Here is a 14892-nt window from a genome sequence, read left to right as displayed (position 1 = left end):
CAATAAATAATCGCTGACCTTGGTTTTTACGCTATTCAGTATAGAACTGATATAACTATTTACTCTGTGCCAAGCTCCAGTAAGCTAGCATTACCACCGATAGCGGTGGTATTAATGGTTCTTACCCGTTCAGTGACGAAGCGATGGAGATAATCCAGCGTGAGCATCTCCGACAAGCCTTCCATATCAGTAACGCTGATGACTTGGGTTAAAATACCATCAGTGTTGGCAAGCTCTTGGCTGACTGCTTGTACTTCGCTTTGATTACCAGCGACAGCCACTTGTGCAAGCCGATCAATATATAACAGCGTGATCGTTTGCGAGTCATTGGCAACGCTCAACACATCGTCACTGATACCAGTGTCATAGAGAATTTTTGCCGCCTCACTACACATCTCATCTTGGCTAGGGCAATGTAATATCACCTCGTTGCCTGTCAATAGTGCAGCTATGAGCTGCCCTAATACTGCCATTGCTCGAGCAGACTCACCACCAACAACCATGGTTTTGCCACGAGCAGTGACATACAAGTCATTGGTTTCACCAGTTGCGCCAGTCATACGATGCACTTCATCTAATGCCGGAGCAGCGCTCAATAGATGATTAAACAAACGCTTTGCTTTGTTGGCATCACCAGTTAGTAGCGCCAGCTTTGGAATGGCTGCTTGTAGATAGGTTGCGCGATTGACTGCGCCAAGTAATCGCCAAGATTCACAAACCTGGGCATGATTTTTTTTGAATTCAGTCGCCATGTTGCTACTCCTTATGCGAGTTCTGTTGGTGTGGATAATTGGACTTGGTTTTCAGGGGCTGCGGTATTGGTTGCTGACTCAGTACTCAGTTGCATCAGACGCGCCACATAGTGTGGACCGCCCGCTTTAGGGCCAGTACCAGACAGACCACAGCCACCAAATGGCTGGACGTTGACCACCGCACCGATTTGGTTACGGTTGATATAGGTGTTACCCACAAACGCGCGACGCTCGATATGCTCAGCGGTATTTTCAATACGACTATGAATGCCTAGCGTCAGCCCAAAACCTGTTCCGTTAATAGCATCAATGAGCTTATTTAAGTCACGCGCTTGGTAGCGCAGCACGTGCAGAATGGGACCAAAATGCTCACCGCCAATCACATCGATGCTTTTTACTTCAATCGCCGTTGGTAGTACAAAGGTAGACTGCTCTTGACTAACGACTGAGCTAGCACTCATGGGAGTCTGGGCCAAAATAGTGGCCGTCGGCTCAGTACTCATACGCTCGATATGTGCTTCAAGACCTTGTTTGGCATCGCTATCAATGACTGGGCCCACATCTGTGGCCGCATATAGTGGATTACCAACCACCAATTCAGCCATATTACCTTGCAACAGCTCGATCAAGTTATCAGCCATATCTTCTTGTACGCACAAGATTCGGCAGGCTGAACAACGCTGTCCTGCTGAGCCAAAAGCAGACAATACGGCATCTTTGACCACTTGCTCAGGCAGTGCTGTTGAGTCAACAATCATGGCATTCTGTCCACCAGTCTCCGCGATGAGTACCGGCAATTCGCCACTAGACTGTGCATGGTCGTTTAAACTTTGATTGATACGTTGAGCCGTTTGGGTCGAACCAGTAAAGATAACCCCTGCGATATTGTCAGCAGCGGTCAATGCTCCGCCAACGTCGCCCGCGCCTATCACTAACTGCAAAGCTTCTGCTGGTATGCCCGCTTGGTACATCAGTTGGGCGCCAAAATGAGCAATCAGACTGGTCTGCTCAGCAGGTTTCGCTACCACGGTATTGCCTGCTGCCAATGCTGCCATGATTTGACCAGTATAAATGGCCAATGGGAAGTTCCACGGACTGATACAAACGAAAGTACCACGTGCTTTGTAAACTTGACGCGACTGTTTACCAGCCAAATCTGTGAACTCATGAACTTTGGCTTCTAAACGCTCTGCTTCATCAGCATAAAAACGGCAGAAATCGACTGCTTCTTTGATTTCATCAATGCTGTCTTGCATGGTTTTACCCGCTTCGACTTGGCATAGCGCCATCAATTCAGCGTAATTTTCTTCGTACAAGTCAGCTGTTTTTCGCAATAGAGCAGCACGTTTGGCAGCGGGTACATTCTGCCACGCGTTTTGCCCGGCGACCGCCGCATCGATTGCTTGTTGTGCAATATCCGCATTGGCATATTTCACTTCGCCTGCAATCACTTCATGGTTCCAAGGCGCGCGCACAGTTTGGGTCTCGAGCTTATGAGTATCACCATCTGCTTCATAATTATCAATAGCCTTACCATTGATAATAGAAGTCGCTGACCAAGTCTTATGCAAATGACTGTCGATAGCTGCTTTAAACGGTAGCCATTGCGACTCTGTGAATATATTAGGCCCGAAACTGGCACGGCGTTCGCCATAAATATCTAATGGCTGCGGAATATCAGGATTGTGTAAAGTATCATTAGTTAATAGCTTGTCATACGGATGTACGGTCAGTTTATCAATAGGGTAAGACTTATCTAATAACTGATGGACAAACGAGCTGTTGGCACCGTTTTCGAGCAAGCGACGTACTAGATACGGTAGCAAATCTTTGTGTGCACCGACGGGTGCGTAGATACGCACAGGGATTTGATAAGCTTGTAGGATATGATCATAAAGTGCATCGCCCATACCGTGCAGACGCTGGAACTCGAAATCTCTATGCGCACTCATCGTCATAATTGACGCCAGTGTATGCGCGTTATGCGTCGCAAACTGTGGCCAGACTAATCCGCGTAGATGCTCTGATAGTAAGAAGCGCGCACAAGCAAGATAGGCAGTATCTGTGCCTTCTTTACGTGTCCAAACAGGATAGCCTGACAGGCCTTTTTGCTGTGCCAATTTAATCTCAGTATCCCAATATGCGCCTTTTACTAGACGTACTGGAATACGGTCGCCAACTTCAGCGGCCAAACTTACCATCCAAGTTAAAATAGCAATGGCACGTTTAGAATAACCCTGCACTACTAGACCCAGACCATCCCAGTTAGCTGTCAAATTATCACGATATAGCAACTCAAATAATTTCAAAGAAATCTCAAGGCGATCGGCTTCTTCGGCATCGATACTTAGGTCGACACTGACCTCGCGTGCGGCTTCTATCAGCAACAAGCAACGTTGGCGTAGTAGCCCTATCACTTGCGCTTCTTGCGTGGCTTCATAGCGCGGATGCAGTGCAGATAACTTGATAGAGACCGATGGCTTTGGCATGCCTTCTTTAACTTTAATACTGGCGGTAGATTTAATCGCATGTAAATAGTCGTTAAAATATTTTTCAGCATCTTTATGCGTAATCGCCGCCTCACCGAGCATATCGAATGAGTAGGTATAACCTTTATTACGATATGGCTGGCTGTTCTTATTGGCGCCTTCGATGGTTTCACCCAATACAAACTGATGCCCCATGATACGCATGGCTTTTTGCATCGCACTGCGAATGACCGGCTCACCCATCTTCTTAGTCATACGATCTAAGAATCCTGACGCTGTGGTATTGTTATCGATACTCACCACACGGCCGGTCATCATCATACCCCATGTTGAGGCGTTGACCATAAAACCATTGTCATTTTTGATATGCTTTTTCCAATCTGCTACACTCATCTTATCGTGAATAAGCGCATCAGCCGTGTAATTGTCTGGTACTCGAATCAAGGCCTCCGCCAAGCTCATCAGCAAAATACCTTCTTGGGTATCGAGGCTGTATTCAAGCAACAATGAATCAACCATTTTTACAGCTTTGCCATCATTACGCACATGCTCGACCAATTGACGAGTCTGCGTGGCGGCATCTTCACGTTCTGCATCACTGGGTTTAGCCAGTGGCAACAAGTCTGTTAACCAGCGTTCTTCGTCCACACTATACAAAGGTGAGATACGTGAAAACAGCTCGTTCGACGACTGACGGAGGTATTCAGGTTTTAATATATCGAGCGGATTAAATAAAATCGGCTCTTGTGGGGTAAATTGGTCCACTGGGTTCATAACAACTCCATAACTATCGTTTAAAAACCATAATAAATGGTGCATTAGGAAGTTTGATTGCCGATAACCAGCATCATCTCTTAATCAATACCTGTTAATTACTACGGTTTTTAGTAGCAATTCATCGATAGTTATTAATCAATAATACAGACAACCATAATCAAAAGACCAAACGGCGCCATCACAAAACGAGAAAATCCAGCATAGGCTGGAAACGGTTAAGTAGGTCGTTTTAATGTTAAACGGGCTACGTTAACAATATAAAGGCAACAACGAACAGCTAAGCGGCATTAGTGCCTTCTTCTTGTTAGTAGTGAAAGGAGGGTAACAGCAATGTTGGCGATCAAAATTAAGTGATATTCTACTCGCTCGAATTGCCGTCTGTATGACGCTAATTCACTGATAAGAAAAACCTCTACGGCGTTGATTGAGGTGATGCGCTTAACGTTGTCATGGTAGCATGAAAAAAAAATATCCAACTAACGATTTTACTCATTTTAACCAATCATAATATTGTTTAAAAACAAATAGTTATTGACACCTCTACAAACATGTCACTTTGGTTATAAATTATTGTTTACTAGCACCAATTAATTGGTTTATGAATCAAACACTTGTACACATTTTCAGTAAGATATTTTATTTTTAGGTGTAAAAAACCCTTCTTATCATTGATGATAAGAAGGGTTTAGAGAATAAAACGGTCTGTTACTTCAATGTAAACTTACGCGTTAATTGACCTATTATATAAATATAATTTTGGCTAGTAATACGGCAGTCAATAACCAAACAGCAATACTGATATCAGAGAATTTACCAGCAACGACTTTAATAGCTGTAAAAGTAATGAACCCAAGCGCAATACCGTCAGCAACAGAATAGGTCAATGGGGTGAACAATAGGACTACCACAACTGGTGCCGCTTCCGTTAAATCACTCCAAGAGACATCTTTTAGCGTGGCTATCATCAATACGGCTACATAAAAAATCGCGCCTGCGGTAGCATAGCCTGGAATCATACCAGCGAGTGGTGAGAAGAAAATACTCAGTAAAAACAATACCCCAACGGTTACTGCTACTAAACCTGTACGACCACCTGCCGCGATACCTGACACACTTTCAACAAAACTGGTCGTTGATGACGTACCTAGTAATGTCCCTGCTACCGTTGCTGTTGAATCTGCCAACAGTGCTTTACCCATATTAGGAATTTTACCATCTTTATCCATTAAACCAGCTTGACTGGTCGTCGCAATAAGCGTCCCTGCCGTATCGAATAAATCGACGAATAAGAAAGCAAAAATAACACTAATCATGGCAACGTCGAACGCGCCAGCGATATCAAGCTGCATCAAAGTTGGCGCAATTGATGGCGGTGCAGATATGATACCCGTAAACTGAGTGTTACCCGTTAGTAGGCTGATAAGTGCTACTAGCAAAATACCAATGGTAACCGCACCTGGTACTTTTTTATATGACAGACCGACAATGACGATAAAGCCTAACGCTGCCATTGCAGGTGAAAACGTGGTCATATCGCCAAGTCCAACCAACGTCGCATCATTATTGACGATGATGCCTGCCGTTTGTAGCGAGATAAAGGCTAAGAATGCACCAATACCTGCGACCACACCTTGTTTTAAGCTTTGTGGAATGGCATCAATTATGACTTCACGGATTTTGAATAAGCTTAACAGGATAAAAATACAACCTGACAAGAACACGGCTCCAAGCGCAGTTTGCCACGCATAGCCCATCCCTAAAACGACGCCATAAGTGAAGAAGGCATTAAGTCCCATCCCAGGCGCGAGGGCGACTGGTAAACGAGCATAAAGCCCCATAATAAAACAACCAATCGCAGCAGCAAGACAAGTGGCAACAAACACCGCGCCTTTATCCATACCCGCGTCAGCAAGAACATTAGGGTTAACAAAAATGATGTAGGCCATCGTCAAGAACGTGGTTACACCCGCTAAAATCTCCGTTTTGATCGTGGTGTTTTCACCATTGATCCCAAAATATCGTTCGATTGCGTTCATAAGAGTCGCTTCCAAATTGCAGTAAGTAAATTATCATTATCTAACTGTATTGATAAGTGTCGCTTCCAAATTGCGACGCTCGATGCTGCGTTTAAATCAAACATATAAAAATACACCTAAATTGCGACGATAAATGACGCTTCCAAATTGCGACTGTAAATGACGCTAACAAACTAAGGTTAGAGATGATGCTTTTAATCCTTTAGCCACACATAATTTGGCAAACACAAAACCATCATAAATATGATAGCAACAAGCAATAACATTTTAGTGAAATTGTCTTACAATTTCAATGAATGTAACCACCTTCTAAATACAACAGTGCAAATTAGTTGACCATATCGACAATATTATAAAATAGATACGCTGTCATTGTTTTTTTATAAATATCATTATAAATGTGCTAAATGCACATTTATAATGATATTTATCTGGATTAACAGTACACTAGTGGGTTGATACAAATACGAAAGCACCGTTTCGATTGACTATTATTAATCATCCATGAGTCTCTTACATGCCTGAATCATTAAATATTATCGACCTTATTACTCAAGCAAGCCTGCTGGTTCAGCTCGTAATGGCATTATTATTGTTAGCCTCTTTGCTCAGCTGGGTGATTATTTTTCGTATGAGTGCGCGGCTCGGTACGGCCAAAAACTTCGATCAGCAATTTGAGACTTGGTTTTGGTCAGGTGAAGATTTGGCCAAGCTCTATCAAGGGGTTCAAGGCTCGCCTGAGCGCCAAGGGCTTGAGCAAATCTTTTATGTGGGGTTTTCTGAATACTTAAGAATGCATAAAAAACGTCAGCCTAAAGATGACATCATCGATGGGGTTGAACGTAAACTACGAGTCGGATTGGGTCGTCAGCAGCTATTACTAGAGTCAGGACTAACCACGCTCGCAAGTATCGGCTCAGTGGCGCCTTACGTCGGCTTATTCGGTACCGTTTGGGGCATCATGAATGCATTTTTAGGCTTATCGCAAACTGAGCAAGCGACCCTAGCTGCCGTCGCCCCTGGAATCGCTGAGGCATTGATTGCCACGGCGATGGGTTTGTTTGCCGCTATCCCAGCGGTATTGGCCTATAACCACTTTACCGCTAAGTCCAGCCGCTTGTATGATTCACGAGCGTTATTTTGTGATGAAATGACAGGTATGCTCCAGCGCGAGACCAGTGCAGAAAGCATCGTTAGTAAAGAAACGCAATCTACTGTATCTCAAGTATCGGGTCAGGTATAAGGGCTATGAAACCATGAAACAAAGTCCCTATCGCCGTGAAAAAAAAGCACTCAATGCGGAGATGAATGTCGTTCCCTATATCGACGTGATGTTGGTATTACTCGTCATATTTATGGTCACCGCACCAATGCTGATTACAGGTGTCGATGTTGATTTGCCAAAGGAGCAAACCAACACCGTGAGTCAAAGCCAGCTGCCAGTGATTGTGTCCTTAACCGACAATGGTGAGATTTTTATCAGTTATGAGAATAATGTCGATTTACCCATCAGTGAGCCAGAACTGATTAACACGCTGTCCAATCTACAAAACCAAAGCAGCAATACAGACGCTCAGCCGGTGCAAGTCATGATTAATGCGGATCAAAACAATCAATATGGCGCCATTGTGACGCTCATGGCTACCTTACAACAAGCAGGTATCCAAAAGGTAGGGCTCTTGACAGGGGCTCCCCTACCCACACCTTCATTGTAATGAATCACATTTTTAGTTTAGCTCGTTATAATAAAGTAGATAATTTGATGAACCTTGTCCTCAAATATTATCTTTCTGAGTGCCCCTACCATGCATAATGCTCCTGGCGTTTACGTGCCGACCAAACCTGAAGGTAATGGACTGACACTGCCTACACTTCTAAGTTTACTTGCTCATGGTCTTGTGATTGGTATATTAATTTATACCAATCACAAGACTGAAATAGAAACGGCAGGTAGTATTGAGACTGTTATGGTCTCGCCTGAACAGCTGGCGGAGATGCAAGGGCAGATATTGGCCAATCGTGCAGCGGCGGCTGAAGCGGCCAGTAGTTTTGCCAGCGCTCCATCAACCGAAGTGTTTGATAGTTCTACTGGCAACAGCAGCCCAGTATCGGCTCAGCCAAGCTCGCAAAAAGTGCCGGTATTTATGAAATCAGAAAGGTCTATAAGCGAAAACCATGACGCAGACATGGAAGCGTTTAATAGACAGATGGAACAAGATGCCAATGATAGAATCCAAGCTCCAAGAGATGAAAAGAATAAAAATCATTTAGCTGAGCAAGAAGAGCTAACTATACTGAAAAAAATAGAAAATAATCCGAAAATTGTTAAGTCTAATGAGGGTAAAATAAAGCTTGCTACTACTAATACAATAAATAACGACCCATTGAATCTAGCAACAGACGGTACATTGAATAATTCTAGTGCTATTGATGGCAGCAAAACTACCAACGATAGTGGTAGTAAAGAGTCAAAACAGCAGTATATCACTAAGATAAGTAACGAAATAAAAAGCAAATACGTATATCCTAGTAATGAATCGGGTCAGACGATAAGACTTGTTATCAAAGTTGATAGGTTTGGCAACGTTGACAAGGTTACAGCAAAAAATGGCAGCGTAGCTTCAAATAAGGCAGCGGAGACGGCGGTAGACTCAGCAAGTCCTTTATCCATCGACTTAAGCAATCCTACAGACTATGAAGATCTAGAAATAACTCTTGTTATACCCAACGCTGTTAGATGAAAGGTATGTCTGAACTCTTATCTACTAGAGCGCAGTCTCATTTCAAAAATGGCGATAAAAATGAGATGAATTGCAGCCAAACGGGGATAATATCGGGATATTAATAAGCTATTTGACGTTGTTTAGCAAAAATTAGCTATTTTTAGTCCATTTAGATAGTATCGTTGGAGTTGAGAACATGCCCTAATAAACAATTCTTGGCTTGGAACTCTTTATATATTAACCTAGAGTAAAATGTGTTTATGGTAAGATATTAACTATCTTTGATTCTCGTATACATCTGCTTACTTAAACCTTGGTCCACTTATGATGCCTTTCAAAATTAATTCACTACTTAAACACTATAATTTTTTTTTATTGGCTCCTTTGCTAATATCGCCAATATACTCAATAGCCGCTCCACTTAAATTTGATATTGTTTTAGATGCGCCAGTCCAACAAAACCAAGTGGCTTTTGTGCCCTTTGCTGGTGACTCTGTGTTGTCACCCATTATCGTAAATGACTTGAGCAAAGAAGGTCTAAAAATTACCAGCCAAAACCTACCGCAGCAGCCGCGTAGTAGTAGCGATCTATCTGGTACCTTACCTGTATGGCAAAATTTAGGCATCCCTTATCTCGTAGTCGGTAGCACGCGTACTAACCGAGGTAAAATCATCACAGATTATGAAGTGATGGATGTTAAATCGGGACGAATTCTTGAGGGCAAGCAAACTTCGACAACAAATAAAGATGCTAATAGTATGCGTCGTGCTGGGCACGTCATTGCTAATAAAATCTATTCATTGATTACTGGTAATCCAGGGGACTTCGAAGGACAAATTGCTTATATCGAAGAGAGTGGCGTTGGTAAAGATAAGGTTTCGCGCTTGAATGTCATGGATGCTGATGGCGAAAACACCAAAACCATCACTAAAGTAACAGGCTCTATCTTTTCGCCAGCGTGGTCGCCCGATGGCAATCGTATCGCTTATTCGATACAACGCGATCAATCCTATCCAGTCATTTATGTACAGAACGTCAGTGGCGGCGCAGCGACGGTCATCACCCCTTATGCCGGTAGCAATTTAAGTCCCTCATTCTCCCCTGATGGCAGTAAAATCCTATTCTCTAGTAGCTTTGAGGGAGATAATGCTGATATTTATGAAATCAACTCAAATGGTGGTGGATTAAGAAAAATTATTGACTGGCCTTCTATTGAGGGACAACCCAATTACGCCACCAATGGCAAGTCTTTCCTTTTTACATCAGGTAAAGAAAATAATAGTAAGCCGCAGATTTATCGTTATGAATTTGGCTCAGGACGTACTACCAAGGTATCAAATAGCGGTTATGCCACCAACCCGCAGTTCAGTAGCGATGGCTCACAAATCGCTTTTTTAAATGGTCGTTCAGCGGCTATTATGAATAGTAGCAACGGAGTCATTGCCGATTTGAGCAATACAGGTATTGATGAAGCACCTAGCTTTTCACCTAGTGGCAGAAATGTAATTTATGCCTCAAAACAAGGCAGTAAAGGCAAACTAACCATTAAATCTTTGAGTAGTGGTCAGTCATTTGATATACCTGTACAAGGCATTGCTCGTTCACCAGTATGGTCAGCCAGTCCAAAATAGAGTATTAAGCTATCCATGATGCAAACTCAAACATAAAAAGCCCCCGATATCAAAATCGGGGGCTTTTTTGTATTTGCTAAAAATGACGAAGTATTTTTATATTAATAACTTCATTCAAAATTATTGGCGAAAAGAGTAAACAATGTTAATCATCACTTGGATCACCAGCTGGTGGATTGGCATGCCGCAGTTCTGCCACATCTTCAGCGGTAACGGTATCGGTAAAACCATTCAAATCGCTGACCACATATTGAGTAACTGCAGCTATCTGCTCATTATTCATCATCCCGTGGAATGACGGCATACCGCGGAAGCCATTAATCAAGATATCAATGATGTAATACTTCGATTGCATTTTGCTATTATTGGCTAATGGCGGATAATAGCCTGCACCGTAAGCACCCTCGCCTTTATGCATATGACAAGCCGCACAAGAGTCGTGATACAGTTTTTTACCATCCGTTGTCACAAAACCATTTGTCCCTTCGAACTTAGCTTCCCACTTAATAATGCTTGGATCATTGTCCATAGTGGGCAGTGAGCTGTCATCAACGATATTGATAGGAGATGCAGCAAGCTCCTCACGACTCATGTAGACCCCACCCCAAGCGCCCGTATTACGGCTCGCTTGATAGTCATTCGTTGTTATACCTTCTTGCTCTTGTTCACTAGCCACCGTCTCTACATCATCTGACTGTTGACTACAACCTAAAAGTGCTGCACTGCTTATCACACTCAGTAACATCGCCGTCAGCAGTTTGGGTGTCATGTTTTTCATGATTGTTTTCTTCACGATTGCATTGTCCATGATAGCCTCTGAATTTTTATAGTTATCCATATTAACCAAGTATTTAACCCAGCATTTTTGCTTTTTGATGTAGGCGCTTTGCGGCATCCATACCAGATAGAATAGCGCCTTCTTGCCATGCTGGAATATGTGAGCAATGCTCGCCCGCTAGTACAATACGGTTATCAATGCTGCACAAAGTGTCGTAATGCTGACGACGAGTTGATTCATTCCAAATCCCATAACAGCCGAGCGTCCATGGGATACGATGCCACACTACTGACGTACCCGCTCGGAACTCTTTTGTATACTGGGGATGAATATATTTACCGTAAGCAAGCGCAACATTGATACGCTCTTTTGGAGTCAGACTATTGAACTTATAAGAGGTTGGACCATAACCATAAGCACCTAATAATACCCCAGGACCATCTTTGAACATATTTTCTGAAGGATAGGCAATCTGCGCAATGGGCATATCGGTATAAGTCAAACCACCATAGATCCACTCATCTTCTTCCCAAAACCGGCGATTGAACTCCAAGCCAACTTTATAAGAGGTCTCATAAGGTACCGCAGCCATTGCTTCTTTCATCGGTTTTGAGACATTAATATCGAGTTGGGTCAGTACCGTTAATGGAATATTACAGACACACCAATCCGCACGTATGGTTTTGGTCGCACCATCTGGACTATTACTATCGACATAATCAACGGTGACACCACTTTCATCTTGATGAATTTTGGTCACTTTTGCATTAAACTCAATCATATCCCGACATTCACGGGTGAATGCGTCACCGATTTTGCCCATACCGCCTACCGGCTGGAACATGGTTGGTTGGTGACCATAGGTCATATGATTGCCATAAATATCTGCCCACATGCCTGAATCTAAGATTTCACTGATAGGCAAAGGCTTTGATGGTTTTGCATTAGGCATTAAACCACCACCGGGAAAGACACTAAAACCACGATGCTTACTAGTCTCATTACTAGCACGGTAACGATAGTCCTTATCGAGCACGCCCCAGCCTTTTAAGCCTTCAAGCAGCTTCTCTTTATCCTCAGTATTGACCGAACGATCAAGACCACCGACGTTAACTGACTTTGACAGTAGTTCAGCCACGTGACCTTGAATATCATTTTTTACATCACCCAGACGCTGCGGTACGCCATCAAAATGAGTACTGCGGTGCAGATAAGCACGATCATTAGTTTGAATAAATGGCTGCATCTCAACGCCGAACTGTTTGCAATAGTGGAAAACAGCATAGTGATGACTGGGCAGACGCCACGGCCCACCATTAAAATAATTACCCTCTTCAAAATCACAGGTAACTTCTTCGCCACCAAGCTCGGTATATTTATCACCACTGTTTAGTGTCCAACTGCGTCCGCCACCACGGTTTTGATATTCGAGCACTTTAACGTTATAGCCTGCTTTACGTAGCTCGTAAGCAGCGGTGAGCCCCCCTAGACCGGCGCCAAGAATAACAATGCTGGCACCAGCAGGGGCACCTTTTAGATCCATTGCTTCCGTAAAAGTGGATTCGGAAGCAAAACCTAAGGTGGTCATTGCCTGATACATCGCAGTTGCCCCAGCGGTTTTACCGATCATCGAGAGCAGTTGGCGACGCGTGGGTGATTGAAGCATGTCTTTCATAATAATGTCCTTGAAGTAGACGTCGTGTATAACGGTAGGCAATCGTCTTTTGCATTTTTACTTTTATTATCAGCTCAGTTTATGTTGAACGTTTGTCTTGCTAAGTCTTAATACACTACCGTTCTAACCTTAATTCTCGCACTGTAATAAGCGTTTAAAACGCCTTTATAAGTTTCTTTGTTTAGCCTTTTATCTAAACAGAGTCAAACTAAGCGCGGCGTTTAGAGCGCAAGATGGCTCGGATGATAAACACAATAATAGCAATCGCTACGATAATACCTATTATCGCCAGTAAGCCTGCATACTTAATCAAGAAAGGCTTATCAACGCCAGTGTTTTCGATGCGATCGACATCATCGGCACTCACATCACTGCTAGCAAGGCCACCAAAATTCACGCGTACATAGTTGGCAATACCAGCGATTTGCTCGCTATTTAACTCGTCTGAAAACCCTGGCATGATGGGCGACGTATTGGTTGCCCCCTCCACACCATGAAGAATCATATTAACCAGTGCATCAGGCTTATCACGGCGAATACTGCTCAGCCCAACGATAGGCGCATAGCGGGCATCAGGCTGACCATAACCGTTAACACCATGACAGCTGCCACAAGCGGCCAGGTATAATGACTCTGGAGAGTTACTGCCATTACCTACTTCCGCTTTTGCCTGCTTCAAATATTCTTTTTGCGCTAGTAAGTCATGCGTGATAGATTCGTTCATTGGCGTTGGCAAGCGCGACACATCTATAGCAGACACTTTATCTTCGGTCTGGATAGCAGGTACCGCTTTTAGGTAGGAAGCAATGGCACTTAAGTCTTCATTTTTTAAGTAGCGTGTACTGTGCGCGACCGCTTCACCCATAGGGCCACCAGCGTAAGCACGTTGATCGAGCTCACCGCTACGCAGATAAGTGACGATATCCTGCTCACTCCAGCTACCGATACCGCTTGACTCATCAGGGGTAATATTTGGCGCATGCCAGTTGCCGAGCTGGGCACCAGATAAGTACTTGCTCTTATCAAAACCCATGGTGCTATTACGCGGCGTATGACAAGTGCCACAGTGCTCTAGATTATTAACCAGATATTCACCGCGTTGTTGCGTTTCATTAAGACCATCACGTTTTTCTGTTGATGGTACGTTGATGGCATTCCAGCCTATCATTAGACTGCGAATATTAAACGGGAATGGTAAATCTGTTTTATGCTTTGGTGCCTGATTAACTGCTGGAACCGTTTGTAAATAGGCAAATAACGCGCTTATATCCTCATCCGTCATACCGTTATAAGAAGGATACGGCATAGCAGGATAAAGCATGTGATTGGGCGCACGGCCTTTTTGTAGGGCGTTTTTGAGATCGGCTTCAGTATAGTTACCAATGCCGTAGCGTTTGGATGGGGTAATATTGGTCGAATAAATATCGCCCATCGGTGTGGCAATCGGTGTATTGCTACCGGTATAATCCTCACCGTGACAGGCCATACAGTCAGCAGCACGGGCAATATATGCACCGCGATTGACCAGATCGCTATTAGCTGGGCTCACCTTAGGAAGGCTAGCACCATCAGCCATTGCGGCGCTGGAGGTAATGCCGATGGCAAGCATCGATAACATCACAGAAAGTGGCTTCATAATATCCTCTTATAGCTGGCATCTAGGGTGTTTTAATAATGGTTAGAGCGTAACATTGCATATTGAACTAAATTTTTATGACGGTTTATTTTTATCATTTAATTGGTAGTCCATTACATTTATAGTCTGTTTTTGATGGATAGTTACTAAAAAATGTCTGCTCACTTCACTAATGTAAGACTATTTCGCCTCTATTACTTAATTAGTAACTCATTACACTCATTTTTTTACAAAAGTTAAAGAACCTATCGATTAACTCCAATTTTGATAAATTAATATATACTTTCATATTATAATAAAAAGACACTTCAATGAATCCGTTAAAAAACAACCATTAAAGAAATATAAAGCTAATATTTAGGCCGTATTATCGATATAATTCTACGAATAACTG

10 protein-coding genes are annotated in these 14892 nt (G+C 43.2%); 4 read left to right on the top strand and 6 right to left on the bottom strand.

Features of this window, described 5'->3' with window-relative positions:
• Positions 1–59: 59 nt before the first annotated feature.
• The 3 genes from ACT3TU_RS11205 to ACT3TU_RS11195 all read right to left on the bottom strand — a co-directional run bounded on the left by ACT3TU_RS11205 (position 60) and on the right by ACT3TU_RS11195 (position 6054).
• A complete protein-coding gene (locus tag ACT3TU_RS11205) occupies positions 60–752 on the bottom strand; it encodes a 1-pyrroline-5-carboxylate dehydrogenase (protein WP_192524309.1) in 693 nt (230 codons plus the stop codon).
• An 11-nt stretch (positions 753–763) separates the two neighbouring features.
• On the bottom strand, positions 764–4015 hold the full coding sequence (putA, locus tag ACT3TU_RS11200; RefSeq protein WP_192524310.1) for a bifunctional proline dehydrogenase/L-glutamate gamma-semialdehyde dehydrogenase PutA: 3252 nt from the start codon (positions 4013–4015) through the stop codon (positions 764–766).
• Positions 4016–4758: 743 nt separating this feature from the next.
• Positions 4759–6054: an NCS2 family permease gene (locus ACT3TU_RS11195; protein WP_192524311.1), complete on the bottom strand. Its 1296-nt coding sequence runs from the start codon at positions 6052–6054 to the stop codon at positions 4759–4761.
• 517 nt (positions 6055–6571) lie between these two features.
• Between ACT3TU_RS11195 and tolQ the strand changes: the two genes are divergently transcribed.
• The 4 genes from tolQ (at position 6572) to ACT3TU_RS11175 (ending at position 10409) form a co-directional block, all read left to right on the top strand.
• Complete coding sequence (gene tolQ, locus ACT3TU_RS11190; protein ID WP_192524312.1) at positions 6572–7297, top strand: protein TolQ; 726 nt, start codon at positions 6572–6574, stop codon at positions 7295–7297.
• Positions 7298–7310: 13 nt separating this feature from the next.
• Positions 7311–7769, top strand: coding sequence for a protein TolR (tolR, locus tag ACT3TU_RS11185; protein WP_192524313.1), 459 nt, complete (start codon positions 7311–7313; stop codon positions 7767–7769).
• A 90-nt stretch (positions 7770–7859) separates the two neighbouring features.
• Entirely contained in the window at positions 7860–8795 is a 936-nt protein-coding gene (locus tag ACT3TU_RS11180) for a cell envelope integrity protein TolA (RefSeq protein ID WP_192524314.1), read from the top strand.
• Between the two features lie 306 nt (positions 8796–9101).
• A complete protein-coding gene (locus tag ACT3TU_RS11175) occupies positions 9102–10409 on the top strand; it encodes a translocation protein TolB (protein ID WP_444784378.1) in 1308 nt (435 codons plus the stop codon).
• A gap of 145 nt (positions 10410–10554) precedes the next feature.
• On the opposite strand, the gene ACT3TU_RS11170 is transcribed toward ACT3TU_RS11175, so the two are convergent.
• The 3 genes from ACT3TU_RS11170 to ACT3TU_RS11160 all read right to left on the bottom strand — a co-directional run bounded on the left by ACT3TU_RS11170 (position 10555) and on the right by ACT3TU_RS11160 (position 14498).
• Positions 10555–11187 carry a c-type cytochrome gene (locus ACT3TU_RS11170; RefSeq protein WP_413038386.1) on the bottom strand — a complete coding sequence of 211 codons (633 nt, stop codon included), beginning with the start codon at positions 11185–11187 and terminating at the stop codon, positions 10555–10557.
• 73 nt (positions 11188–11260) lie between these two features.
• A complete protein-coding gene (locus tag ACT3TU_RS11165; protein WP_192524316.1) occupies positions 11261–12862 on the bottom strand; it encodes a flavin monoamine oxidase family protein in 1602 nt (533 codons plus the stop codon).
• A gap of 208 nt (positions 12863–13070) precedes the next feature.
• Positions 13071–14498, bottom strand: a complete 1428-nt coding sequence (locus ACT3TU_RS11160) for a cytochrome c (protein ID WP_192524317.1) — start codon at positions 14496–14498, stop codon at positions 13071–13073.
• Positions 14499–14892: the final 394 nt, after the last annotated feature.

Origin of the sequence: Psychrobacter sp. AOP3-A1-26, from assembly GCF_052378235.1 — a bacterium.
Classification (GTDB): domain Bacteria; phylum Pseudomonadota; class Gammaproteobacteria; order Pseudomonadales; family Moraxellaceae; genus Psychrobacter.
This window is presented reverse-complemented; position numbering and strand designations above follow the sequence as displayed.

Excerpts from the sequence above, each read along its gene's own strand:
- tolQ (WP_192524312.1), top strand. The coding sequence starts at position 6,572 with ATGCCTGAATCATTAAATATTATCGACCTTATTACTCAAGCAAGCCTG.
- ACT3TU_RS11175 (WP_444784378.1), top strand. The coding sequence starts at position 9,102 with ATGATGCCTTTCAAAATTAATTCACTACTTAAACACTATAATTTTTTT.
- putA (WP_192524310.1), bottom strand. The coding sequence starts at position 4,015 with ATGAACCCAGTGGACCAATTTACCCCACAAGAGCCGATTTTATTTAAT.
- ACT3TU_RS11205 (WP_192524309.1), bottom strand. The coding sequence starts at position 752 with ATGGCGACTGAATTCAAAAAAAATCATGCCCAGGTTTGTGAATCTTGG.
- ACT3TU_RS11180 (WP_192524314.1), top strand. The coding sequence starts at position 7,860 with ATGCATAATGCTCCTGGCGTTTACGTGCCGACCAAACCTGAAGGTAAT.
- ACT3TU_RS11170 (WP_413038386.1), bottom strand. The coding sequence starts at position 11,187 with ATGAAAAACATGACACCCAAACTGCTGACGGCGATGTTACTGAGTGTG.
- ACT3TU_RS11195 (WP_192524311.1), bottom strand. The coding sequence starts at position 6,054 with ATGAACGCAATCGAACGATATTTTGGGATCAATGGTGAAAACACCACG.
- ACT3TU_RS11165 (WP_192524316.1), bottom strand. The coding sequence starts at position 12,862 with ATGAAAGACATGCTTCAATCACCCACGCGTCGCCAACTGCTCTCGATG.
- ACT3TU_RS11160 (WP_192524317.1), bottom strand. The coding sequence starts at position 14,498 with ATGAAGCCACTTTCTGTGATGTTATCGATGCTTGCCATCGGCATTACC.
- tolR (WP_192524313.1), top strand. The coding sequence starts at position 7,311 with ATGAAACAAAGTCCCTATCGCCGTGAAAAAAAAGCACTCAATGCGGAG.